The organism is Saprospiraceae bacterium, assembly GCA_016710235.1.
Taxonomy (GTDB): Bacteria; Bacteroidota; Bacteroidia; order Chitinophagales; family Saprospiraceae; genus Vicinibacter.
In genome coordinates this window covers 877,325-898,292 of sequence record JADJLG010000001.1, presented here as the reverse complement: position 1 = coordinate 898,292, position 20,968 = coordinate 877,325, and the positions used below count along the sequence as shown (strand labels likewise).

At 37.8% G+C, this 20,968-nt stretch carries 19 protein-coding genes; 13 read left to right on the top strand and 6 right to left on the bottom strand.

Annotation, left to right across the window (positions count from 1 at the left end):
- The first annotated feature begins 20 nt into the window (after positions 1–20).
- From IPI99_03670 to IPI99_03625, 10 genes are all read left to right on the top strand, one after another.
- On the top strand, positions 21–1,322 hold the full coding sequence (locus tag IPI99_03670; GenBank protein ID MBK7339610.1) for a hypothetical protein: 1,302 nt from the start codon (positions 21–23) through the stop codon (positions 1,320–1,322).
- Positions 1,322–2,194 (top strand): DUF58 domain-containing protein, encoded by an 873-nt coding sequence (locus IPI99_03665; protein MBK7339609.1) that lies wholly within the window; start codon positions 1,322–1,324, stop codon positions 2,192–2,194. The genes IPI99_03670 and IPI99_03665 overlap by 1 nt, the downstream gene beginning before the upstream one ends.
- Positions 2,191–3,480 (top strand): hypothetical protein, encoded by a 1,290-nt coding sequence (locus tag IPI99_03660; protein ID MBK7339608.1) that lies wholly within the window; start codon positions 2,191–2,193, stop codon positions 3,478–3,480. The genes IPI99_03665 and IPI99_03660 overlap by 4 nt, the downstream gene beginning before the upstream one ends.
- Complete coding sequence (locus IPI99_03655) at positions 3,480–4,484, top strand: VWA domain-containing protein (GenBank protein MBK7339607.1); 1,005 nt, start codon at positions 3,480–3,482, stop codon at positions 4,482–4,484. The genes IPI99_03660 and IPI99_03655 overlap by 1 nt, the downstream gene beginning before the upstream one ends.
- Positions 4,485–4,489: 5 nt before the next feature.
- Positions 4,490–5,479: a VWA domain-containing protein gene (locus IPI99_03650; GenBank protein ID MBK7339606.1), complete on the top strand. Its 990-nt coding sequence runs from the start codon at positions 4,490–4,492 to the stop codon at positions 5,477–5,479.
- Positions 5,458–6,201: a tetratricopeptide repeat protein gene (locus tag IPI99_03645; protein ID MBK7339605.1), complete on the top strand. Its 744-nt coding sequence runs from the start codon at positions 5,458–5,460 to the stop codon at positions 6,199–6,201. Before IPI99_03650 ends, IPI99_03645 begins: the two co-directional genes overlap by 22 nt.
- Before the next feature lie 17 nt (positions 6,202–6,218).
- Positions 6,219–6,686 (top strand): BatD family protein, encoded by a 468-nt coding sequence (locus IPI99_03640; GenBank protein MBK7339604.1) that lies wholly within the window; start codon positions 6,219–6,221, stop codon positions 6,684–6,686.
- A gap of 17 nt (positions 6,687–6,703) precedes the next feature.
- Positions 6,704–8,341 carry a protein BatD gene (locus IPI99_03635; GenBank protein MBK7339603.1) on the top strand — a complete coding sequence of 546 codons (1,638 nt, stop codon included), beginning with the start codon at positions 6,704–6,706 and terminating at the stop codon, positions 8,339–8,341.
- 364 nt (positions 8,342–8,705) lie between these two features.
- Positions 8,706–9,326: a DNA-3-methyladenine glycosylase 2 family protein gene (locus tag IPI99_03630; GenBank protein MBK7339602.1), complete on the top strand. Its 621-nt coding sequence runs from the start codon at positions 8,706–8,708 to the stop codon at positions 9,324–9,326.
- Position 9,327: 1 nt separating this feature from the next.
- Complete coding sequence (locus IPI99_03625) at positions 9,328–9,804, top strand: hypothetical protein (protein MBK7339601.1); 477 nt, start codon at positions 9,328–9,330, stop codon at positions 9,802–9,804.
- Positions 9,805–9,844: 40 nt separating this feature from the next.
- On the opposite strand, the gene IPI99_03620 is transcribed toward IPI99_03625, so the two are convergent.
- Together IPI99_03620 and IPI99_03615 are read right to left on the bottom strand one after the other, a co-directional pair.
- Positions 9,845–12,355, bottom strand: a complete 2,511-nt coding sequence (locus tag IPI99_03620; GenBank protein ID MBK7339600.1) for a hypothetical protein — start codon at positions 12,353–12,355, stop codon at positions 9,845–9,847.
- A 241-nt stretch (positions 12,356–12,596) separates the two neighbouring features.
- Positions 12,597–13,496, bottom strand: a complete 900-nt coding sequence (locus tag IPI99_03615; GenBank protein MBK7339599.1) for a MerR family transcriptional regulator — start codon at positions 13,494–13,496, stop codon at positions 12,597–12,599.
- 81 nt (positions 13,497–13,577) lie between these two features.
- Between IPI99_03615 and bshA the strand changes: the two genes are divergently transcribed.
- Positions 13,578–14,717: an N-acetyl-alpha-D-glucosaminyl L-malate synthase BshA gene (gene bshA / locus IPI99_03610; GenBank protein ID MBK7339598.1), complete on the top strand. Its 1,140-nt coding sequence runs from the start codon at positions 13,578–13,580 to the stop codon at positions 14,715–14,717.
- Between the two features lie 78 nt (positions 14,718–14,795).
- Here bshA and IPI99_03605 read toward each other — a convergent pair whose 3' ends face one another.
- Positions 14,796–14,996, bottom strand: a complete 201-nt coding sequence (locus IPI99_03605; protein MBK7339597.1) for a dodecin domain-containing protein — start codon at positions 14,994–14,996, stop codon at positions 14,796–14,798.
- A gap of 212 nt (positions 14,997–15,208) precedes the next feature.
- Here IPI99_03605 and IPI99_03600 point away from each other — a divergent pair, with 212 nt between their 5' ends.
- A complete protein-coding gene (locus tag IPI99_03600) occupies positions 15,209–15,340 on the top strand; it encodes a T9SS type A sorting domain-containing protein (protein MBK7339596.1) in 132 nt (43 codons plus the stop codon).
- Between the two features lie 334 nt (positions 15,341–15,674).
- Here the strand turns inward: IPI99_03600 and IPI99_03595 are convergent, their stop codons facing one another.
- From IPI99_03595 to IPI99_03585, 3 genes are all read right to left on the bottom strand, one after another.
- On the bottom strand, positions 15,675–16,184 hold the full coding sequence (locus tag IPI99_03595) for a DUF1211 domain-containing protein (protein ID MBK7339595.1): 510 nt from the start codon (positions 16,182–16,184) through the stop codon (positions 15,675–15,677).
- A 485-nt stretch (positions 16,185–16,669) separates the two neighbouring features.
- The gene (locus IPI99_03590; GenBank protein MBK7339594.1) at positions 16,670–18,202 is read right to left on the bottom strand and encodes a phosphatase PAP2 family protein; all 1,533 of its coding nucleotides are present in this window, start codon (positions 18,200–18,202) and stop codon (positions 16,670–16,672) included.
- Positions 18,192–19,196, bottom strand: coding sequence for a transporter (locus IPI99_03585; GenBank protein ID MBK7339593.1), 1,005 nt, complete (start codon positions 19,194–19,196; stop codon positions 18,192–18,194). Before IPI99_03585 ends, IPI99_03590 begins: the two co-directional genes overlap by 11 nt.
- 1,073 nt (positions 19,197–20,269) lie before the next feature.
- On the opposite strand from IPI99_03585, the gene IPI99_03580 reads away from it, so the two are divergent.
- The gene (locus IPI99_03580) at positions 20,270–20,905 is read left to right on the top strand and encodes an NAD(P)H-binding protein (GenBank protein MBK7339592.1); all 636 of its coding nucleotides are present in this window, start codon (positions 20,270–20,272) and stop codon (positions 20,903–20,905) included.
- The last annotated feature ends 63 nt before the right edge of the window (positions 20,906–20,968 follow it).

Here is a 20,968-nt window from a genome sequence, read left to right as displayed (position 1 = left end):
AAAAAAATCGGGATTTGAGGTTGGCAATAAAAATAATTCTTTCTGCTTACTTATGGAGTAATGTTGTGTTATTGCAAGCACAGGACAAGGAAGCTTGGAATGAAGTCAAATCCCTATTTGAAAATCCGGAGAATGGGATTTGGGTTCAATACTATTTGGGCAAAGACTCCAGATCAGTACCTTTTAAACTTGTGTTGGCATATGATAATCACGAGTACAAGGGTATTTTATATCATATAGATGGATCCATTCAGACATATTTTGAAGGTGATTATTCGCCAGAAAATATTCAGTTTGTATGTCTGGATAATAAACAGAACAGGATAGGTTCATTCAAAGGAATTCGAAAGGACAGTACCTTGAATGGCGAGTATTTTAACAATGACAAAACGGAAGCAACAATCTACACTTTCAAAAGAACACTAAGTGGCCAGGAAAATGTGCAATGTTCCGGCCTTGAGTATTTTAAAAGGTTTGAATCTGCAGACCAGATTGAATTGTTTGTACAACATCACGAGGATCACAGTGTCGAAGCAGATTTTGTCAGCCATACTGGCAATATTTTAAGTTATAAAGGGAATTGTCCGCAGAGCAATTGCTCAAAACCATTATTGCGCCTGACGAGTTTTATCCAAGGTGAGCATAAAATTTTGTCTTGCTCAGGATTTGATAGCAATAGGATTGAGATCAATGAAAGATTGCCGATGGATAATTGTGGAAAAAAAACCACATTTATTCAACAAGGACAGTTGCATCTCCGATGCCAGTATTTTACAAAGGACAAATATCATGTAGCAACCAAACTACCAGATGTATCACACCGGTCCTTTGATAAATGGCTGGATGAATTGATTCTCGCTTGGATCAATCAGGTATTGAGTTATAATGCGTTAGAAGAAAGACAACTTTATTCTTCAAATGAAGTGGATCTCGATTTTTACAACCAGGATTTTATTTCCGGTATTTTATGGTTTAAAGAACCTTGGTCAGCTACTCCTAGACCATATCATTTTAATTATGATCTGCGCTCTAATAAACTTCTGGATCTGGATGATTTTTTTGTTCGCGAAAAGGAAGTTATGGATTCGATATTTAAATTGAGAGATGAATGGAAAGAAAATTTGACAAAAGACTTAAGTATGGAGGAAAGAGATTTTTTTGAAAAAGATAAATTCGATATTTGGACCATCAAATCTCAAGGTATTTGTTTTCACTCCAGATTTTCACCGGTGTATGGTGTTCGGAAATTTATAGTTCCATTTGACCAACTAGATACGTATCTCAAAAAATCAGGTAGTATCAAAAAAATTATCGCACGATAATGGAAGCTCAGGAATTGCTCAAGAAAGTTCGGAAGATAGAAATCAAGACAAGAGGCTTGAGCAAGAACCTTTTTAGTGGAGCATACCATACCGTATTCAAAGGGAGAGGAATGACATTTTCTGAAGTGCGGGAATATTCGCCCGGGGACGATGTCCGCCATATAGACTGGAATGTAACAGCGAGATCTGGGATCCCTCACGTCAAGGTCTTTGAAGAAGAAAGAGAACTCACATTGATGCTGATGATTGATATCAGTCATTCTACACATTTTGGTTCGAATGTTCAACTGAAATCTGAATGGATAGCTGAGATTGCCGCTGTGCTGGCATTTGCCGCCACGCAGAATCACGACAAAGTAGGTTTATTGTTATATAGTGACAAAGTACATTTGTTTATCCCCCCTCGCAAGGGCAGACACAATATTCTCCGCATCATCCGCGAAATAATCAATGCGAAAACAGAAAGCAGTTCTACTCAACTGCGCACGCCGCTGGAATATTTTAATGGAAATATGCACAAGCGAAGTATCTGTTTTATCATTTCGGATTTTTACTCTGACTTGCCTGAAATTTCTTTAAAACTCGTGGCGAGAAAACACGATCTCATCGCTCTACACATTACTGACCCACTTGAACTGAATATGAAAAGTTCAGGATTGGTGAACTGCCGCGATGCCGAAAGTGGTCAAGAACTTTTGGTGGATTTTTCTTCACCCGGCAATCGGAATCGGTACAAAATTAGTCAGGAACAAAGAGCTGCATCATTACAATCCACATTGGAAAAATTTCAGGTATCGTATTTGCCGGTAAAGACAGATGATTCGTACCTGCAGACACTTTTAAAATTTTTTAAATCCAGATCCAAAAGATGATAAAAATCAGATTCATTTTTTGGTTTATGCTGTTCGGTGTCAGCATTTGGGCTCAGACCTGGCAGCAGTCTTTGGATTCGACGAGAATGTGGATCGGAGACCAGCAAAATTTAACATTGCGATCCAAAGAAAAACCGAGTGATGAATCTCTGTTTGCGGGTTTGGATACGATCTCTTGGTTTGAATTTGTGGACAAAGGGGAGTGGGTACAAGATGCTGACCGGTTTTTCATAAGAAAAATTCGGTTTACGGTTTTTGACAGTGGAGTTTATCAACTACCGGATTTATCCTTACACTCTGGTTCGAATCCACTTTACCTTCAGGTAAGTCTTGCTCCGGACAGTACCAAAGTATTTAAGCCTATCAAAAACATTGAGGAGACAGCTTCAAAGCCTGCATACTTACTTTTCTTGTTGGTGGGACTTGCGGTAATTATTCTAAGCCTGATCCTTTTATGGTTTTTCTTTCATACGGATACCTCCAACAAAGCAGCTGCAGTTTATGAAACGAGAAAAGAGCCTTGGCAAGTAGCTTTAGAAGAATTACAGGTATTGGATCAAAAAAAACTATGGCAGCAGAATCAGCTAAAGCAGTATTATGACGAATTAAATTTTATTGCGCGCAGATTTATTTCTTCAGGATTGCACATTCATGCTATGGAGATGACATCTTCAGAAATCCTGGACGCACTTTCTCTGGCCGAGATTAAAATCGAAGCCAATGAAACCTTAAAGAATAATTTTCAGGTAACGGATTTAGTTAAATTTGCACAGCATATACCTGAGCCCGAAGAGAATCAAGCTGCAATGCAGAATATCCGACAGTTTATAGAACAAAACCGAAGCGGAAGTAAAATACTTCAGGAGAAGTATGCTCAAAGTTGGAAGAATTATTTGGGAATGGAATTGAGTGCCCAATTTGAGAATCCGGACGAATTGGTGCAGGAAGAAATTCTGTCACTCAGGATGAATCCCCAAATAGATCGGATTGTGCTCATCAAAAATTGGGTTCATCTACATGAATTTTCTCTTCCACAACATTTGGTTGAATGGCATTGGAATCATATGGGAATGCTGAGTAGATGGCATAATCAAATCATGCGTGAGGCTTCGCAAAACAAAATTTATTATGTCTTATTTTTTATAGCCATACCCGTGATTGCCATTTTTCTCCCGTTGATTTGGGTGGTCACTTTATTTCAAAAACAAAATTTGACCGGAAAAGGAAGATTTAAATTGAGTCCCGGAAATAAATTACTGTGTACTTATCAACTCAAATCCGTATGATGAGTTGGTTGCAGCATATAGAGTTGAAAGATCCGATCTGGTTGTGGGCACTTTTGCTTGCTCCACTGATATTGTACTACACTAGAAAGAAGCTATTTTCCAGCCTAAGTTATCTTTCAATACCTACAGTGGAAATATTGCCTAAAGCGAGGACTTGGAAAAGTGTATTGTTTTCATTTTTACCTTTTTTGAGTGTATTGGGTTGGTCATTACTTGTAATTGCCATGGCGAGACCACAGCGCGTCCTTAGTGAAGAAATAATCAAAGGAGACGGGATTTCAATTTTTCTCACTATAGATTTGTCGTCAAGCATGTTGAGTCAGGATTTTAATCCAAACAGACTTGAGGCGAGCAAGCTTGTCGCAATAGATTTTGTGCAAAAACGCAAATATGATAAAATAGGAATCGCAGCTTTTTCCGGAGAAGGATTTACTCAGTGTCCTCTTACTTCCGATAAAGATATACTCATCAAACTACTGGAAGAACTCAAATGTGGCAATCTGGAGGATGGTACAGCTATCGGAATGGGAATCTCTGTAGCGATAAATCGCTTGAGGCAGGATTCAGCTAAAAGTAAAGTCATCATATTGCTCACAGATGGTGTGAACAATGCAGGCGATATTTCTCCACAAATTGCTGCAGAGATGGCGATTACGTACAATATAAAAATTTATTCTATTGGGGTAGGTACTAACGGAGAAGCATATTCTCCGATTGGAAGAAATCCAGACGGTAAGTTTGTATTTGGAATGGTGCCGGTAAATATTGATGAAGGATTGTTACGCGATATTTCAACACGAACAGGTGGCAAGTATTACAGGGCAACAACACTAGAGCAATTGAAAGTTATTTATAATGAAATCGATCAGTTGGAAAAAACAAAACTGGATATCAAAGTATTCAAGAGATACAGCGAAATGTTCAGACCATTTGTTTTATTGGGATTATTGATTCTAGCGTTATCCTATATTTTCAGAATGTATCTTCTTCAATTTAAAAACTGACACTGATGATACAACTGGACCAGTCTGTTTATTTTATTCTTCTACTTATAATTCCATTCATTTGGCTGTTATCGTATGTAAAGCAAAAAAACCAGGACAAGCAGATCTCAGCTTGGGGTGATAAAAATGTGGTCGTTCAAAACATTCATACCTTACCCGCAAAATTTCGTCTGAAGTCTGTTTTATTTTTTGTGGGAATGTTGTTTAGTATTTTGGCATTGGTCAATCCTCAGTTTGGGAAACGAACACAGAAAGTAAGGTCTTCGTCCAGTGAGATTATTCTTGCTCTGGACTTGAGCGAAAGTATGCTCGCGGAAGATGTATTACCTTCGCGACTTTCGAGAGCACAACTTTGGATCAGTCAGTTTGTGGAGAGATTTCCAAGTGAGAAAGTAGGACTTATCAGTTTTGCCGGAAACGCGTATTTGCAATCTCCATTGACTACAGATATATCAACTATAAAATTGATGTCTTCTCTAGCCCACCCTTCGTCGATAAGTACACAAGGGACTTCCTTGAGTGCAGCTATAGAATTGGCGACAAAATCGTTTTCGACACAAAGTGGAAATCACCGCATATTAATTCTGATAAGTGATGGTGAAGATCACGAAGGTGAAGCCTTGGAAGCTGCTGCAGCAGCCTTAAGAAAGGGCATCCATGTTTTTACAGTACCAATAGGAACAGATGAAGGAGCAAAAATTCCCCAGTTGGTGCAAGGCATGGGAAAGTATAAAACGAGTGCCAACGGAGAGCAAATCATCACTAAACCAAATCGGAAATTACTTCGGGAGATAGCCTCTAAAGGGGAAGGACAAATGCTGGATATTTCTTTGGGTGAAGCCGTGTTTGATATATTGAAGAATGAATTTTCTAAGATTGCAAAAAAGGATATTGCCATGCAATCATTTGATGATTATGAATCTTATTTTCAGTATTTACTTATTTTCGGAATTATTTTATTTGGGATTGAAATATGTATTGGAAGAAAGAAATAATGTTAGTCAGTATAGGATTTGGTCTTGTCGGTCTAAGTTTTGCTCAGAAGAATGACCCGTTTCAGATTCGCGGAGATCGAATGTATAAGGATTCTAATTTTGTTGCAGCGGAGGAAAACTACAGAAAGGCACAAGAGATGAAACCTGAAGCAAAGAATATGTACAATATTGGAAATAGTTTATATTCACAAGGACGAACAAAAGAAGCGATCAGTGCATATGAAAGTGCTGTTCAGTTGGAAGATAGAAGGATGAATAAGGCAAACGCCTATTATAATTTGGGAAACTCATATTTTGCTGAGAAGAATTTTGAGAAAAGTATAGACGCTTATAAAGAGGGTTTGAAATTAAATCCTTCAGATATACAGGCAAAACAAAACCTCGCTCTTGCTAAACAATATTTAATGCAACAACAACAACAACAACAGCAGAAACAGCAGCAACAGCAACAACAACAAGAACAACAAGAAATTAAAGATAAAGACCAAAAATCTCAACAGAATCAAGATAATAAATCTGATGAGAAACAGCAGCAACAACAACAGCAGCAACAACAACAGCAAAAATCACCACAAAATCAGGAGCAAAAGGAATCTGCGGACAAAATGAGCAAGGAAGAAGCCCAACAGATTATGAATATGATAGAAGATCAAGATAGTAAGGTGAGAGAAAAATTGCAGAAGGCAAACAAACAGAATACAAAAAAAGAAAAAGATTGGTAAGCTTTAAATAATTCAAAATGAAAAAACAGTTTATTTTTCTATTTACGACATTATTTTTGTGTAAGACATTATCAGCTCAGGGAGTAGAGTTTATCGTAAACCTAAGCAATGATACTGTATTACTGGGAAATTATATTGAAGTAGAATACACCATCAGCAATGGTGATGGAAAATTTATACCACCACTTTTTGCCGGATTGCAATTGATCGCAGGACCAAATAAATCTTCGTCCTACAGCGTAATCAATGGTGTAGTGAGCCAAAGTGCAAGTTATACTTATTATTTTTCTGCAGACGAGACTGGAAATTATATCATTCCACCTGCTGAGCTGGAGATTGGCGGTAAAATAATTAAATCTACTCCTGTCAAAATTTACGTAGCACCTAACCCGGATAACATTCGGCAGAGACCTCGAAATGATTTTGACGACAATGAAGATTTACCTCGAAACAATAAATCTAAGAAAAAAATTATCAAACTTTAATTGTGATACAAATCGGCATGCCTCGATCTTTATTGATTTTTGTAATTGCAGTTTTGACTGTTTATGCAACTCATGCACAGGTCAGTTTTGATGCGATTACGGAGGTCAAAAGCATATTAGAGGGCAGTACATTTGTAGTGAGATACAAATTGGCAAATGCAGAAGGGAGGCAGTTTCAGGCACCTGAATTCACACCTTTTACCATTGTAGGTGGTCCCAATAAATCAGTGCAAACTACCATCATCAATGGCGCCATGACCAGCTCAGTATCTTATTCGTATTCGTTACTCGCAAACAAAGTCGGTACTTTTGAAATCCCACCGGCATCGATGATTGTTCAGGGCAGAACTCTAAAGTCCAATTCACTTCGAATCAGCGTAGTCAAGTCACAAGCCGGCACAAATCGGAGATCCGATGACAAAGGTTTTTTTATACTTGCTGAGGTGGATACATCCTCGACTTATTTGGGGCAACAGCTCAACTTGACTTATACTTTGTACACCAGAGTTAATTTGGAAAATTTAGAAATATTAAAATCGCCGGAGCTGCAATCATTTCAATTTGAGTATATTTCTACCGGACATCTGCAAGCTCAAACGACGGTTTACAAAGGCCAGAATTATACTACCAAATTACTTTCAAGGATAATTTTATTTCCTATAAAAACCGGGTGGGTTGAGATAGCTCCCGTGATTTATCGAGTTGGAGTTGCCGGAGAAAGCAATGACGATCCGTTTGGATTTTCAATGCCTTCATTTTTTAATACTAGGATTGAAAACATTCAAACCAATCCATTGCGAATTTTTGTTAAAGATCTACCTAAACCAGCGCCAGCCTCATTTTCAGGTGCTGTGGGAGATTTTTCTGCCTCGATCAGCAAAATAGCACCAAGTTTTAATCTAAGCGATGCCATTCAAATTAAACTGGATATTCGCGGCAATGGCAATTTGGATCTCATACAACCTTCGTTAATTTCTTCTGATAGTTTATTTGAATCTTCTGCCCCCAAAACGGGTGATATAGTTAAAGTGGGGGAAGATCCCTTTCTTGTAAAAGCAAGGAGTTACGAGTTCTTATTGACGCCTAAAAAATCTGGCGAGGTAATACTTGTCCCTGCGTTCAGTTACTTTGATCCGGCAAAAGGAAAGTACATTACTTTTTCAGACAGTTTAGATGTTAAGATCAATGCAACTACAAATTCAAGTACCAGAGAGAATCAGTCTTCATCGGATATCTTTTTTTATCCTGAAGTTGATAATGGGACAGGAGATCCGGATATTTTCCATAAGTGGTATGCTTGGTTGGCATTGGGATTGATTTTAGGAATTTATTTAATTCCTTCAGGTAAAGTTCAGTCTTGGCTCCAAAAGAATCAGGTTTCTCCTTCCGCAGCGCTTAAATCAAAAAACGCAGTCCAGAGTTCTCCTGCTGATCGACTTGAACAAAAATTGGTGAAACACTTAAATACAATTTATCCCCACCATCATTTTGAGTCTCTGAATTATGAATCAAAAGAATGGATAAGTTCTTCTCATTTACCTGAAAGTCAATCCATTTTGAATTTGATCCAGGAGTGGGAATATTTGAAGTTTAGCAAAATTGAAGACAAGATAAGCTGGAATGATCTTGAAATAAAAATAGACAAGCTTTCCTGACGCACAGAATTCATTTTAAATAAAGTCACGTGCAGTTTTCATCGCTCCCTTTATTATTGATCCAATTGAAAACTAAGTGCTCTCACATTTACTCATCTAAAAGCAGCAGCAATGTCTGGTGAAGTTTTGCTTGGTTCGCATTCTATCGAGATAAATCGTTCACCCGATTTAAGCTTTGCAATGACAATCGATCACATCATCGCCCTTGATTTTATTGCCGATTTGATTCTCACTACAATTCCCAACTGGAAAATCTGGGTTATATTTATCCCGGATTTTATGGTTGATGTGCGATTACGAACCAAATTGACTGCAAAATCAGGGTTTATATTTTGTAACAAAATTTACATTGTAATTCAGTTTCATGTACTCCAAGAAAGCAGCAGGCATTTTATCCAAGGATCCTACACTCAATAAGATCATCCAAAAAATTCCACCTGATACTCTTTATAAAGCAGACTCAAGTGTGCCTCTGTACAATTTTTTGATACGCAGCATTGTAGGACAACAATTGTCTACAAAAGTAGCACAGGTGATTTTCGATAGATTTTTAGATATATATGAAAGAAAAATGCCCTCAGCACAGGTACTCAAGAATACAGATGATGAGCTATTGAGAAGCTGTGGGCTTTCGGGACAGAAAAGTTCGTACATCAAGAATATTGCTTCATTTTGGATAGAGAATAAATTGCACAAGACAGAATTTAGTGAATTGGCAGATGAAGAGATCATCAGTTTGCTCACTCAGATAAAAGGAGTAGGCCAATGGACCGTTCAAATGGTGCTGATGTTTTGCTTGGGTAGGCCAGACGTGTTTTCACCTGAAGATTTTGGAATTATCAGCGCCATGCAGGATGTTTATAAACTGGATTTGCAGGGAACTAAATTAAAAAAACAGTGTATCGAAATTTCTCAACAGTGGAAACCACACAGAACGCTTGCTTGTTTTTATCTTTGGGCTTACAAGGATCAAAAAAAATCTTAAAGTGACTGTAATTGAACATTTAGAAGCTGTGCTGGATTCCATGGATTCCAATGCGGATGTGATCACAAATATTCTCGAGAAAATCGAAAGAGAAAATGAGACATTGTATGATCTGCTATTGCTCTCTCCAATGGATGATCTGAGCGAGTCAGAAGGTGATGCCCTTATGCTTGTATTTGGCTGTATATACGAAAGCTGGTCCAAAGAGAATCAAATTCCTGTGTTTACCGAAGAAGAGATCGCAAGCAAAGAGGAAACTGTTTGGGAAATTCTGAACAAGAAAAAGTCAAGAGAAGAAATTATCGAGGAGTTTTATACCATAAAATCAGACCCTGACATTTTGGATTTTATTTTTTCTATGCTGGATCCTGAAGAAGATGAACAGGATGATGATTTGAAAATTTCGGATTTGAGCAAAGAAATCATGACAGGATGCTTGGTAACGCTTTCAGAACTTCTTGCTGACAAAAACGGATAAGCCAATCAATGAAATTAAATGGCGTTCGATAGAAAATCCTTTAGATTTTCGCAAATTTTTTGATTGCGGCATTTTGCATTTGTAAGAAATATACTCCGAATTCCAATTCTGAAATATTCCAATTCACAATTTTACCCTGGACAATTTTTTGTGAAATGATTCTACCGCCGGCATCGATGATTTTGAGAGTATGCTCTCCTTCGCTTGAAAAATTTATTTTCAATTCCGAATCTACCAGGGTTGATATCCATTCTATCGGCGTTGAATGGACAGTCTCCTCGGTGCCAACGGCATATTTTTTCACTAATTCTGTCAGAGAGAATGTCTGAACTCCTCTGGCAAAGGTTCCGGCAATCAATCGATTTTTATCTGAATCCAAATCAATATCAAATACAGGAATGAAAGGCATATCGTCCCCCAATCTTTCCCAGGTGGCACCAGCAGTAATCGTCGCATAAACACCTATGTCAGTTCCCACAAAAAGCAAACTGTCACTTCTACCTGGATAAACAAAAATATCATAAACCGGAACATTTGGTAAGTTGCCATGTATGTCTTTCCAGTGTTGGCCTGCATCATAGGAGGCATATACGTGAGATGTGTAATTGTTTTGTTGCTTGGCAGAAAGTGTCACAAAACATTTTTCAGTCGAGCTTGCTGACAATTTTACAGAAGAGACATATCCTGGAGGAAGACCACTTGAAATATTGAGCCAATTTTCTCCCAATTCTTTTTTAGGATCGGACAACCATACCAAACCATTTGAAGTACCAATAATGACTCTACCTTGGGATTGGTTCAAATTTTGATGAATGGATGTGATATTTGGAGTGCGCCTTGTAGGATATCTTCCATTTAAAGTAAGATCATCACTTAATTGAATCCAACCTACACCAGTAATGCTCTTATTTTCCAGAAAAAACTGCGTACCGGAATACATAACGCCTTCATATAAAAAATAAGGAGTATCCCAGTTGGCGGTTCCGGGCATTCCCTGTCCGATATTTTCAAACGTGACAACATTGACAATATTCCCATTTTGATATTCAGCAAATGTTAGATCAATGTTGGTTTCATCAGACTCAAATTGGAAGCCATCTCCACCATATATTCTAACCCAATCATTAATTGTTGAAGCATTTCCACCACTGGTACCATTGTCCTGAGCTCCTGCGATATAGTCATCGGGATAGTTTCTAGAATATTTAACCCGGTAAATTTGAGCGGCAGGTATATTATCGACATCGGTCCAGGTGTTTGAAACGGGTGAATACAAATAAATACCACCATCTGTTCCCAATAGGAAACTGCCGTCTTTTCTGAATACCAATGCATGCTTGTCTGCATGGACTTCATATGTATGCCAAGGTGGTGCAGCCATGGACCAGCTAGCGCCTTGATCCACTGTCCGCCATAAATCTACCCCAAGTATGTACATGTCATAGATATTCTTCGGATTGATCACCAGGTTACCAAAATACCATCCAAAACCAGCCAACACCTTTAAGCGATCTTCCGGAATTCCAATATCCTGCCAGGTGACACCTAGGTCATTACTTAAACGAATTCCACCTAAATCATAGGTGCCCGGGGGATTAATACTGTCAAATTTGATATAACTAAAGGCTATAGAACCAGGACTGGATGCACAGACTGCCAGATTTATTCTTCCCCATTTGCCGGAAGGTAAGGCAGCATTCATTTTTTTCCACGTGTTACCCTTGTCTTTAGATTGATATACTGCCGTGTTTGAACCTCCATATGCAAACCTGGAAGCAGTGAGATAGCGATCGTAGCTGGAAGCATAGAGAATATTTGGATTGCCCGGCGCTACTACAATGTCCAGAAATCCAACACTGTCACTACGAAATAATTTTTTTTCCCAGGTCAAACCCCCATCGGAAGATTTATAGATGCCTCGATGAGGATTAAATTCAAAAGGATTCCCTAGTGCAGCAGCGAAAATAATAGATGGATCATTTTCATCTATGATCATTTTGGCAATATTTCTACATTCACTAAGTCCAATGTTTTTCCAATTTTTGCCCCCATCCGTGGATTTATAAATACCATTACCGGCTGTGATGTATGCTCCATTGTTGGGATCACCTGTGCCGACATAGACGATATTGGAATTAGCAGGATCTATTGCAATACATCCTATGCTGAGAGTCAGTTCTTTATCAAATATTGCTTGCCAGGTTTTCATTCCATCTGAACTTTTGAAAAGTCCTCCTTCGGAATATCCTGCATATACGACGGATTCATTTTTTGGGTCGATTGCCAAACATGTCACCATAGCGCCTAGATTGGCAGGACCTTCAACAGTCCATTTCCCACCAAAAGTTTGTGGTGAACGCGTTTGTAATTTGGACTTCGCTAAATCAATTTCTTTATTGCGATTTATAATTTTTTCTTCGGTAGGAATCCCGCATTTTTCAAGCAGATGCTCATCGTCCGGTTTGATACCGAAGTCTTTGAAATAATCAACAGGCTTTTGGTGGGTACACGAAACAAAGCAAAACAGGTGACAAGAAAAAATAATGCTCATTAGAACAGTGAAATATTTTGGGCCGAGTTTTAACAGTGGTAAGTTAGTCATGTACAAAGATGAAAAATTTGTTTTAATATCCATTTTAAATACAAGCGAAATCATAAGATTTGGTCTTTAGCAGAGTGAACGCTTGAGAATGAATAATGTGCTTATAGTCACAGCGTAATTTAATAATCTTGAAAAAAAAAGAAGTGTTTTATAATAATGAATAAAACGAATTTGATAGAGAAAAATCAAATTAGTTTTTTGAAGAAAAAGGAATGATTGTCGAAATAAAGTCTTCCAATTCATCAAAACTCTGCATCACCCTGACCACATCTTGATGAACCATGAGATCCTGTGCATAGTAACCGGAAAGTAGAAGGATTGGATGGTTTTTTAGGTCAGCTGTTGTTCTCAAAAAGTCTTCTATATAAGCTTTACTACTTTTTTCCTGGACAAAAGATGCGATAAATTGCGGATCGTAGGCAACTACAGCATGATAAAGATCAATGGTGTTGATGTCTGAGCCGGCATCCAGTACCTGAATGCCTTTCTTTTTGAGGGCATAAATGAGGAAAATGCAACTCAGCTCCTGAGTCTCTCGAGGAGGTAAAAAAATCAGGAATTTAATCGGTAGAATCTGAGTTTTCTTGTCTTCTACAGCTATTGCTTGGTAGAGTTTTTTCTTTATGATTTGGATCAAAAATTCTTGGTGTATTTTCTTGATCGCACCCGATAGCCACATTGAATGCATTTTGTCGAGAAGGGGCATTAGGATGTTGGAAAACATCTCGTCAAAACCCAATTGCTCGATATTGGTATCCAGCAGGTGTACGAACTTTTTTTCATCGAGTTGCAGGACGCACAATGTGAAGGCGTCGAGTGACTCTGCGTTGATCCACTCTGAATCGGTGACATTTGCAAGCAGAGACTCCATTTCTTCTACAGGGAGCTCCGTAAGGTGTGAAATCTTATAACCTCTCTGAGTTAGCATGGCGATACCCGATATTTTGCGAAGGTCATCATCTGAATAGTAGCGCATATTTGTGGCAGTTCGCCCGGGAGACAAAATATTATATCGCTTTTCCCATATACGTAAGGTATGCGCTTTTATTCCAGTCAGTTTAGCTAAATCTGTAATCGAGTAAACGGCCAATGCTTAGTTTTTTGACTTTGATCAATTATTCAAACCTATCTTTAACAATCAGGCAAAAACTATTGTTTTTCCGCTTATATGATGCGAATAGGTATAGTATGTTATCCGACTTACGGAGGTAGTGGGGTGGTAGCTACCGAGCTCGGTATTGCCCTAGCAGATAAAGGCTGTGAGGTTCATTTCATCAGTTACAAAAGGCCTGTAAGACTGGGACCATATCATCCAAGGACCTTTTACCACGAGGTGAGTTCATTTGAATATCCCTTGTTCGATTTTAAGCCTTATGATAGTGCATTGACCAGTAAAATAGTCGACGTTGCCCTTCATTACAAGTTGGAGATTCTTCACGTCCACTATGCTATTCCACATGCCACTATCGCATTTTTGGCAAGAGAGATCCTGAAGACAAAAGGGATCTATCTACCTATTGTGACAACCTTGCATGGTACGGATATCACTCTTGTGGGCACCGAGAGTTCATTTCATCCCACAGTAGAATTTGGCATTAACCAATCCGACGGCGTGACTGCGGTTAGCCAATCACTGAAGTCGGATACTCTGGAGTCTTTTCATATTATTAATCCTATCGAGGTCATTCCCAATTTTATAGACTTCAATCGATTTTATATGAAGGATTGCAAAAATCTGCGAAGGCAGTTTGTCTCAGATGATCAGAAAATCTTGATGCACATCAGCAATTTTAGGAAGGTAAAAAGGGTTGTGGATATTGTCAGAATGTTTGCAATAGTCAGTGCATCGATCGATAGCAAACTTGTATTGGTCGGTGATGGTCCCGAACGAACTGCTGTAACAGAATTAGGGCGTGAACTAGGAGTCGAAAACCGTTTAGTATTTTTGGGTAAGCAGGAAGCGATAGAAGATTTGTTATCTATGGCGGATGTGTTTGTCGTAGCATCAGAAAAAGAGTCTTTCGGGCTGGCAGCTTTGGAAGCCATGGCTTGTGGAGTTCCCGTGGTGTCTTCTGATGCAGGAGGTTTACAAGAAGTGATCAGGGATGGCTATAGTGGATTTATTTGCCCCACCGGAGATTTTGAAATGATGGCAGAAAGAAGTATAGAACTCCTGAGAGATCAACAGAAGTTATCGCTTTTTAGGAAGCAGGCTATCGCACAGGCTCACGAATTTGACCTGTTGAAGATTCTACCGAAATACATTCAACATTATGAGAAAGTAATCGGGGCCAGATCAACTTCCGTTTGAAATTACTGAATTTTCTCAAAACATAGCATTCCCTGATTGATCACTTACAAGCAGGGAATGAATATTTTTAATCTTTAATTATTCTAGTTCGAAGCTCAATTTTAAGGTAATACGATATTCTTTTACTTTGCCCTTGTCCACAGTCACACTTTGATCCTGCACCCAAGCAGAGCGAATATTCTTAAGAGATTTTGCAGCTTTGGCAACACCTGTGGCAGTTGCATCTTCCCAACTCTTCTTAGAGCTACACATGATTTCGATGACTTTTACTACTGACATAATATTTAAATTTTTCTATATGTTGACCAAATAATATGCCAAAAGCTAGAAATTCATGTTAAGTTTTCTTGTGCATGTAACTTAGCGATTCTAAATTGAAATGGCCCAAATTGAAAAATACAGATCGATGAAAACAAAATTATTTCTTGGTCTTCTCAAAAAGTAGATTATCTATTGAAGTTTAAATCTGTGATATTTTAGATAGACAATTATTGGGTAGTAGAACGAATGGAGACGCAGAGGATTTTATAGATGTAAGCCAATTCGAGGAAGGAATTTATTTTATAAGGATAGAACTAGATGGCGAAATAGAAACATTAAAGTTTGTTAAATGTGGAGAGTAAACTTATTTTCTAATGTGATGCATTTTCACCACAGATATATCATCTGGTATCTGCATATGAATATTTTTTTTATTAATATTATCCAAACATGAACACCTATGGTTTACTGGAATACTTTTCAGCTTTTGCTATTCAAATATAGCGAGTTGGGATGTTTTCAAGTTTAATTTCCAAGTTCAGGTTGACTGTCAATTTTTTTTTCCGGAAGGTTTACGTCCATTTGTTGATAATTCAATTCGTCTTTTTTGTGCGAGGTAGAACAGGCCAAAAATGAATATGGGTACTCTAAAATACAATAGAAGAAATGCAATTTTTGGCATGTAGAAAGAAAAGATCATAGCCAAAAAGCATTGATTACATAGGCGTTCATCATCCAAGTGATGCGTTTGCGGACGTCCAACTGCATTTCATCATATGTCATGAATTCTTCTTTTCCGTTGGCGTAATCCCAAATGAAGTTTTGTGATAAGGATAACAAAAAAATATTGAGACTGTACATGAAGATAGCAGGTGTATCACCAAAATATTGGCTTACCAGTGTAGTTGAAAATGGTAAAACGACCAAAAAGAACAACCACAAAATATTGATATAGAGCATTCGTTCGTCTATCCTTTCGATATGAACAAAGAAATTGTGGTGAGTTCTCCATAAACCTGCTATTGTGACGAAAGAAAGAAGGAAGGCAGCATAATTGTGCCAGGGTTTTATCAGCGCAGAAAATGTGAGATGTTCTCCGGGTGGCAGTTCAACTCTCAACTCCAGTGCAAGCAAAGTGATCGCTATAGCTACCACGGCATCGCTAAAAAAAATGACACGTTCGTATGCAATGTTTTTCTCTTTCATGATCAATGGTGAATTGAAATACTCATGATGATGCAAAGTAAAAATTATTTGGTATTGACAGCCAATATTTATTTATTTTCATCTTAGAGTGTGCACTTTAGTCAACTTCTGAGCTTTTGAAATTATTGTTTTCAAAAGTGCAAACCCTCTCCACCGTTTTTTTGTTGACTTTCAGAGTGAATTTTTTTAAGGTCTACCTTAATTGTGTGTTTTTGATAAAAATGTAATTATTGTGGGATATATTTATTGGAGATTAATTTTTTAGAAGTGCATGAGAATTCACATTCTATATGTAAGTTTCAGGTTTAATGTAGATTGATGAAAAGTTTAATTTGATGATAATCTTAATATAATCAAGTTCTGATTATCAGTATTGTATGTAGTGCAAGAAGATAGGATGTTCTCGAAGCAATACTATCTGGAAAATGTGACAGTAGGTATAGATAATCACAAGCAAATTCTCCGATTAATAATGTGAAAATGCATTATTCAGCACCGTCTTTTTTTGCGAGATCGATAGAATATTTTGCTACTGCTTTGCCCTGAGTCAATCCTGCGCTGGCGTCAAAAGCCCAGTGTATCCCTCCATAGATTCGTGATACCGCTGCTTCATTTGCCATTTCATTAACGGATTGTGCATGTGATGGAAAGAAATACGCCAATACATCGGCAGCAGCGGCAGAAAATACACTATGCCCCGAGGTATAAGATGGAAAATTCGGAGTGCCCAGGATGGTTTTAAATCCTGCAATATTTTGAATAGGTCTTGGATAATGATAGTAGTACTTAGCATCCCAACAGCTGATACCACCATCCATTATAGCCATATTCATATAGGCCAATATTCTCGCTGTTCGTATAGGATTCAATTTTTGTGCTACGATGATACTTGTGGCAATTTCATTCCAGTGTCCCGGTGGCGTATACGTGCCAAGACCATCTGACCAATAATTGGCAATCCTTCTCCTTTCTCTTGTCAAATTAGCAGCATAGTCTTTAAGTTGGGCGACGCAGGCATTGTATTCATTAGAGCCAAATGCAGGTGGAGCTCCCGGCCTGACAACTTGTACATTTGGGACATTCCACATACGCACTTTACCAAAAAGCGGAGTAAGTCCAACTGGTCTTGCAGGGATTTCCAAATTGACCCAACTCCAGCCAAATCTTGATATAGCATCATTTTTTATGGAATCTGCCACTGCTTTAGGGGCTTGTGCATTTTTCATTCCATCTGATGATGCTCGTTGCAACGCCAGAGCTGCTATTTCATTTGCTATTGATATTCCGGCATCTACGTCACTTTGGACACAAGTTCCGGCGGATCTGATAGCAGCGAGATGTTTTGATTCCAGAGTATTCAGATATTCTTTTTCCAATGGAAACATGGCTGTTAGGATTTCTTTTGAAACCCTTGCAATAACCGCTTCATCCGAAGGATAAGAAGGGATCGTATTGGTCTGATGAAAGTTATGAATATTCGGATCGGTAACGCAGGCTGCTGCCCGAGAATATAAGGACTTATAGTACCAGGCTGTGATCAGACCATCATATTGAGCTACAGACAAGTATGCCAAAGCCCTGCAGGCGTAGGGAGGATGAGCAAAAGGAAAAGGAGGAGGTCCTGTTGGTTTCGAAGCGTTGGGGAGAGTATAAGTTCCATCATCGTTTGGGCCTGGAATGAGATTGTATTTAGCAATTAACTCCCTGGCAATTTCATTCCAACGAAGTACTGGATTGTTGGTCCAATACTTGATATCACTTTGAATGTTTTCCGGAAGTGATAGCTGTGTAGTTTTAAGTTGTGCAAGTTCAGCGAGATATTCAGGGCTATTTATTGCAGTGGGTGGGACAACATTGATTTGAAGAGCTGAGCTGATCAAAGTTGTTTTCCAGTTACCCGCGTCCTTATCAGTATTTGAAAATGAATAACTGTCATATTCGTAATGCGTTGGTATGTCTTTTTCACATGCTGTGATAAAAAGAAAGGAAAATAATGCGATATAGATTTTAGTTTTCATTAGTAGGTTTGTTTTTATAATATACAAATTGATAAGTAAGACCGAAACAGGTGGTGTTGATTTTACCGGTATTTCTACCTGTAATGGTCCGTTGGTGATTGACGATCAAGCCTAATCCTTTAGCAAATTTTGGTTTGTATTGGGCAAGAAACCCTACCTGCCCGAAATCCACTTTGTTGGTCGGTTGTGACGAATTATAAGGACGAATGTCGTCGCCATCTGTTGAAGAAAAATTTACATAACTTAATTCAAGTCTTAAATCTTCTCCAAATAAATAGCCCCCTAAGGCTCCACCAAATGTCCAAGCGCTTGGAACGTCCATCCAGTCAGAATAATGGCTCCCATCAGCATAATAATAAATACGCTCTGCTTTCGTATATCCTCGCCAAAAATATGCGGCATTTGCCCTCAGATACACACCGGGTTTAAATTGGTGAGATACCAATAACTGGTAGGTCAATTGTGGAGCACCCAGGCCGATGCTGTATGGTTGATAATCTGAAAGATATTTTGTCAACGGAGTGGTGAAGTCTATTGTCGCTGATGCTCTGGTAGTTCCAAATTCTCCTTCTTTATTCAGAAATTGATATTTAGCGGCGAGGTCTAAATCCTGCAAACCATTTACTCCATCCAATCTTCCTCCATTTGGCTCGGCTGAACTAGTTTGGATATAAGGAAAACCTGCATAAACATTGAGTTTATCTATGATGCCAACTGCTGCCATCCAGGAATAAGATCGTCTGGTAAATTTTGAAATTGTTTCGTTGGTACGCAATCTGTCAGCTTCCCAATAATGATCAAAACTTCCCTGCGAATAACCTGCAAAAATACATGTATTGTGTTTTGGCATCATGATGCCGTCAAATGGAGTTTGTGCATGTAGAGCATTAATATTTCTTCCTGAGAGCAATAGGAGGAATATTGTGATTCCTGGCGGAAGAAAGTGATGTAAAAACCCTGCCCTTGGTTTTAAGGAGTAAAGTTGTAGTAGCATAAGCTGGTTCATTTATTTTTAATCAATGAGTTTAATTTGTTTCTATTCATATTTTCTTATCGAAGTTGACTGTTAATCTATTTGTCTTAAGAGATTGTAAATTGTTATCCACTTTTTAGCGAAGGCTTGTAAATGAAAAAATATTTAATTGATTAAATAAAGCATTCAAATTTCAGCTTTATTAGGTGTAATAAGATATTGAATGGCCTCACCATCAAGATTCATTTTACCTGAATTTTACAATACTCTTCTGCACTACTGTCATGAATTGGATAATCAAGATCTTTTTATCCAAATCAATCATGAATGAATTGTGTGATTAGTTTTGTTTTTTATAATTAGCTATATTTTGAGATTTGAGATAAATTTTGTGTAAAGCTATCTGTATTGCAACCTGCGTAGAGGAACAATTTGCAAACCCAGTAAATTAATTTATGAATCGTATTTATTTAGGGATGAATGAATCTATTCTATGAGATGCATAGTTGTATTTTAAGATAATTTCTACTCTTAATTATTGAGTCTCATCTATATAATTAGGATCGGAGATGGAGAATCACGAGTAGAATTTTTATTTGGATAAATACTAAAAGATATATTAATCTTAAAATCTAATATTCATTTAAATTGTAATTAGCACTACCGATTTTTTATTTTTTGAAATCAAAAGTCTAATAGATTACGCTGTGCTTATGAATATAGTGAGTTATGTACAGATCAAAAAAATTTAGCAGACTTAATCCACAAATAGTATAATAAATGTAAAGTTGTATATTTAGAATTAATAATGAGCTCAATAAAGACAAATGACAATTCTGTTTTCATAATGGTCACTACATCATTGGCATAGATTTTCAAAACGAAAATCATACTCAATGCTGTTAGCATAGTTGATCATATAATAGCGATGCAAGTATAGCCTAAGAATTTGAGTTTGCCTCCATTGGGGTATTGGAATTTGAGATTGAGTAGCTGGGTTTTGGCAGCTAAACGCTAAAGTGCTATAGGTTTACCGGGACAATTTATACTTTTTGAACGATGGGATTTATCTTTGTAGCTCACAACAGATAGAAATGAATTTAACAATTATTGGTGCTTCTGCAGGTGTTGGCTTTGAGACTGTAAAACGTGCATTGGAAAGAGGTCACCGGGTGACTACCCTCTCAAGATCCGGACTGAGTTTGCCTTCTGACCCAAGCTTGATTGATGTAAAGGGGAGTGCTACCGACAGGAATGTATTGAGGCAAGTCTTGAAGGAAAGCGATGCAGTTATCGTTGCCTTAGGGACAGGTAAAAGTATGAAAGCCACGACGCTTTATTCTGACTTTGCCAGGCTACTTATCGAGATCGAACCTGACTTAAATAAAAATAAACCATACATCGTCCTTACTGGATTTGGCGCCGGTGAAAGTGGAAGTTATGTTCACAATTTCTTTATGAAACTGTTTTTCAAATTTTTCTTAAAAGACGTTTATGCAGATAAAACTATAATGGAAGAGATTTTTTCAAAGTCAGATTTGAAATGGGAAATCGTTAGACCCGGTATTTTGAAATCAGATCCATTGACTGAAAAGTACAGGGTAGAATCAAAACTTTTTAAAGGTATAAAAATTGGCTCAATAAATCGCTCTGACGTAGCGGATTTTCTGGTTAAACAAGCCGAATCACCTTCTCATTTGTTTCAATACGTATCATTGTCCAATAAGTGATTAGTCAAATCAGGTGTGATGGTAGGAAATTTTCTTTTATTGAACTATTTTTCTGGTATTGGA

Coding starts and splice junctions, on each gene's coding strand:
- IPI99_03640 (MBK7339604.1), top strand. CDS start 6,219: ATGAAAAAACAGTTTATTTTTCTATTTACGACATTATTTTTGTGTAAG.
- IPI99_03595 (MBK7339595.1), bottom strand. CDS start 16,184: ATGAAAGAGAAAAACATTGCATACGAACGTGTCATTTTTTTTAGCGAT.
- IPI99_03650 (MBK7339606.1), top strand. CDS start 4,490: ATGATACAACTGGACCAGTCTGTTTATTTTATTCTTCTACTTATAATT.
- IPI99_03660 (MBK7339608.1), top strand. CDS start 2,191: ATGATAAAAATCAGATTCATTTTTTGGTTTATGCTGTTCGGTGTCAGC.
- IPI99_03605 (MBK7339597.1), bottom strand. CDS start 14,996: ATGTCAGTAGTAAAAGTCATCGAAATCATGTGTAGCTCTAAGAAGAGT.
- IPI99_03645 (MBK7339605.1), top strand. CDS start 5,458: ATGTATTGGAAGAAAGAAATAATGTTAGTCAGTATAGGATTTGGTCTT.
- IPI99_03665 (MBK7339609.1), top strand. CDS start 1,322: ATGGAAGCTCAGGAATTGCTCAAGAAAGTTCGGAAGATAGAAATCAAG.
- bshA (MBK7339598.1), top strand. CDS start 13,578: ATGCGAATAGGTATAGTATGTTATCCGACTTACGGAGGTAGTGGGGTG.
- IPI99_03590 (MBK7339594.1), bottom strand. CDS start 18,202: ATGAAAACTAAAATCTATATCGCATTATTTTCCTTTCTTTTTATCACA.
- IPI99_03580 (MBK7339592.1), top strand. CDS start 20,270: ATGAATTTAACAATTATTGGTGCTTCTGCAGGTGTTGGCTTTGAGACT.
- IPI99_03635 (MBK7339603.1), top strand. CDS start 6,704: ATGCCTCGATCTTTATTGATTTTTGTAATTGCAGTTTTGACTGTTTAT.
- IPI99_03630 (MBK7339602.1), top strand. CDS start 8,706: ATGTACTCCAAGAAAGCAGCAGGCATTTTATCCAAGGATCCTACACTC.
- IPI99_03585 (MBK7339593.1), bottom strand. CDS start 19,196: ATGCTACTACAACTTTACTCCTTAAAACCAAGGGCAGGGTTTTTACAT.
- IPI99_03655 (MBK7339607.1), top strand. CDS start 3,480: ATGAGTTGGTTGCAGCATATAGAGTTGAAAGATCCGATCTGGTTGTGG.
- IPI99_03620 (MBK7339600.1), bottom strand. CDS start 12,355: ATGAGCATTATTTTTTCTTGTCACCTGTTTTGCTTTGTTTCGTGTACC.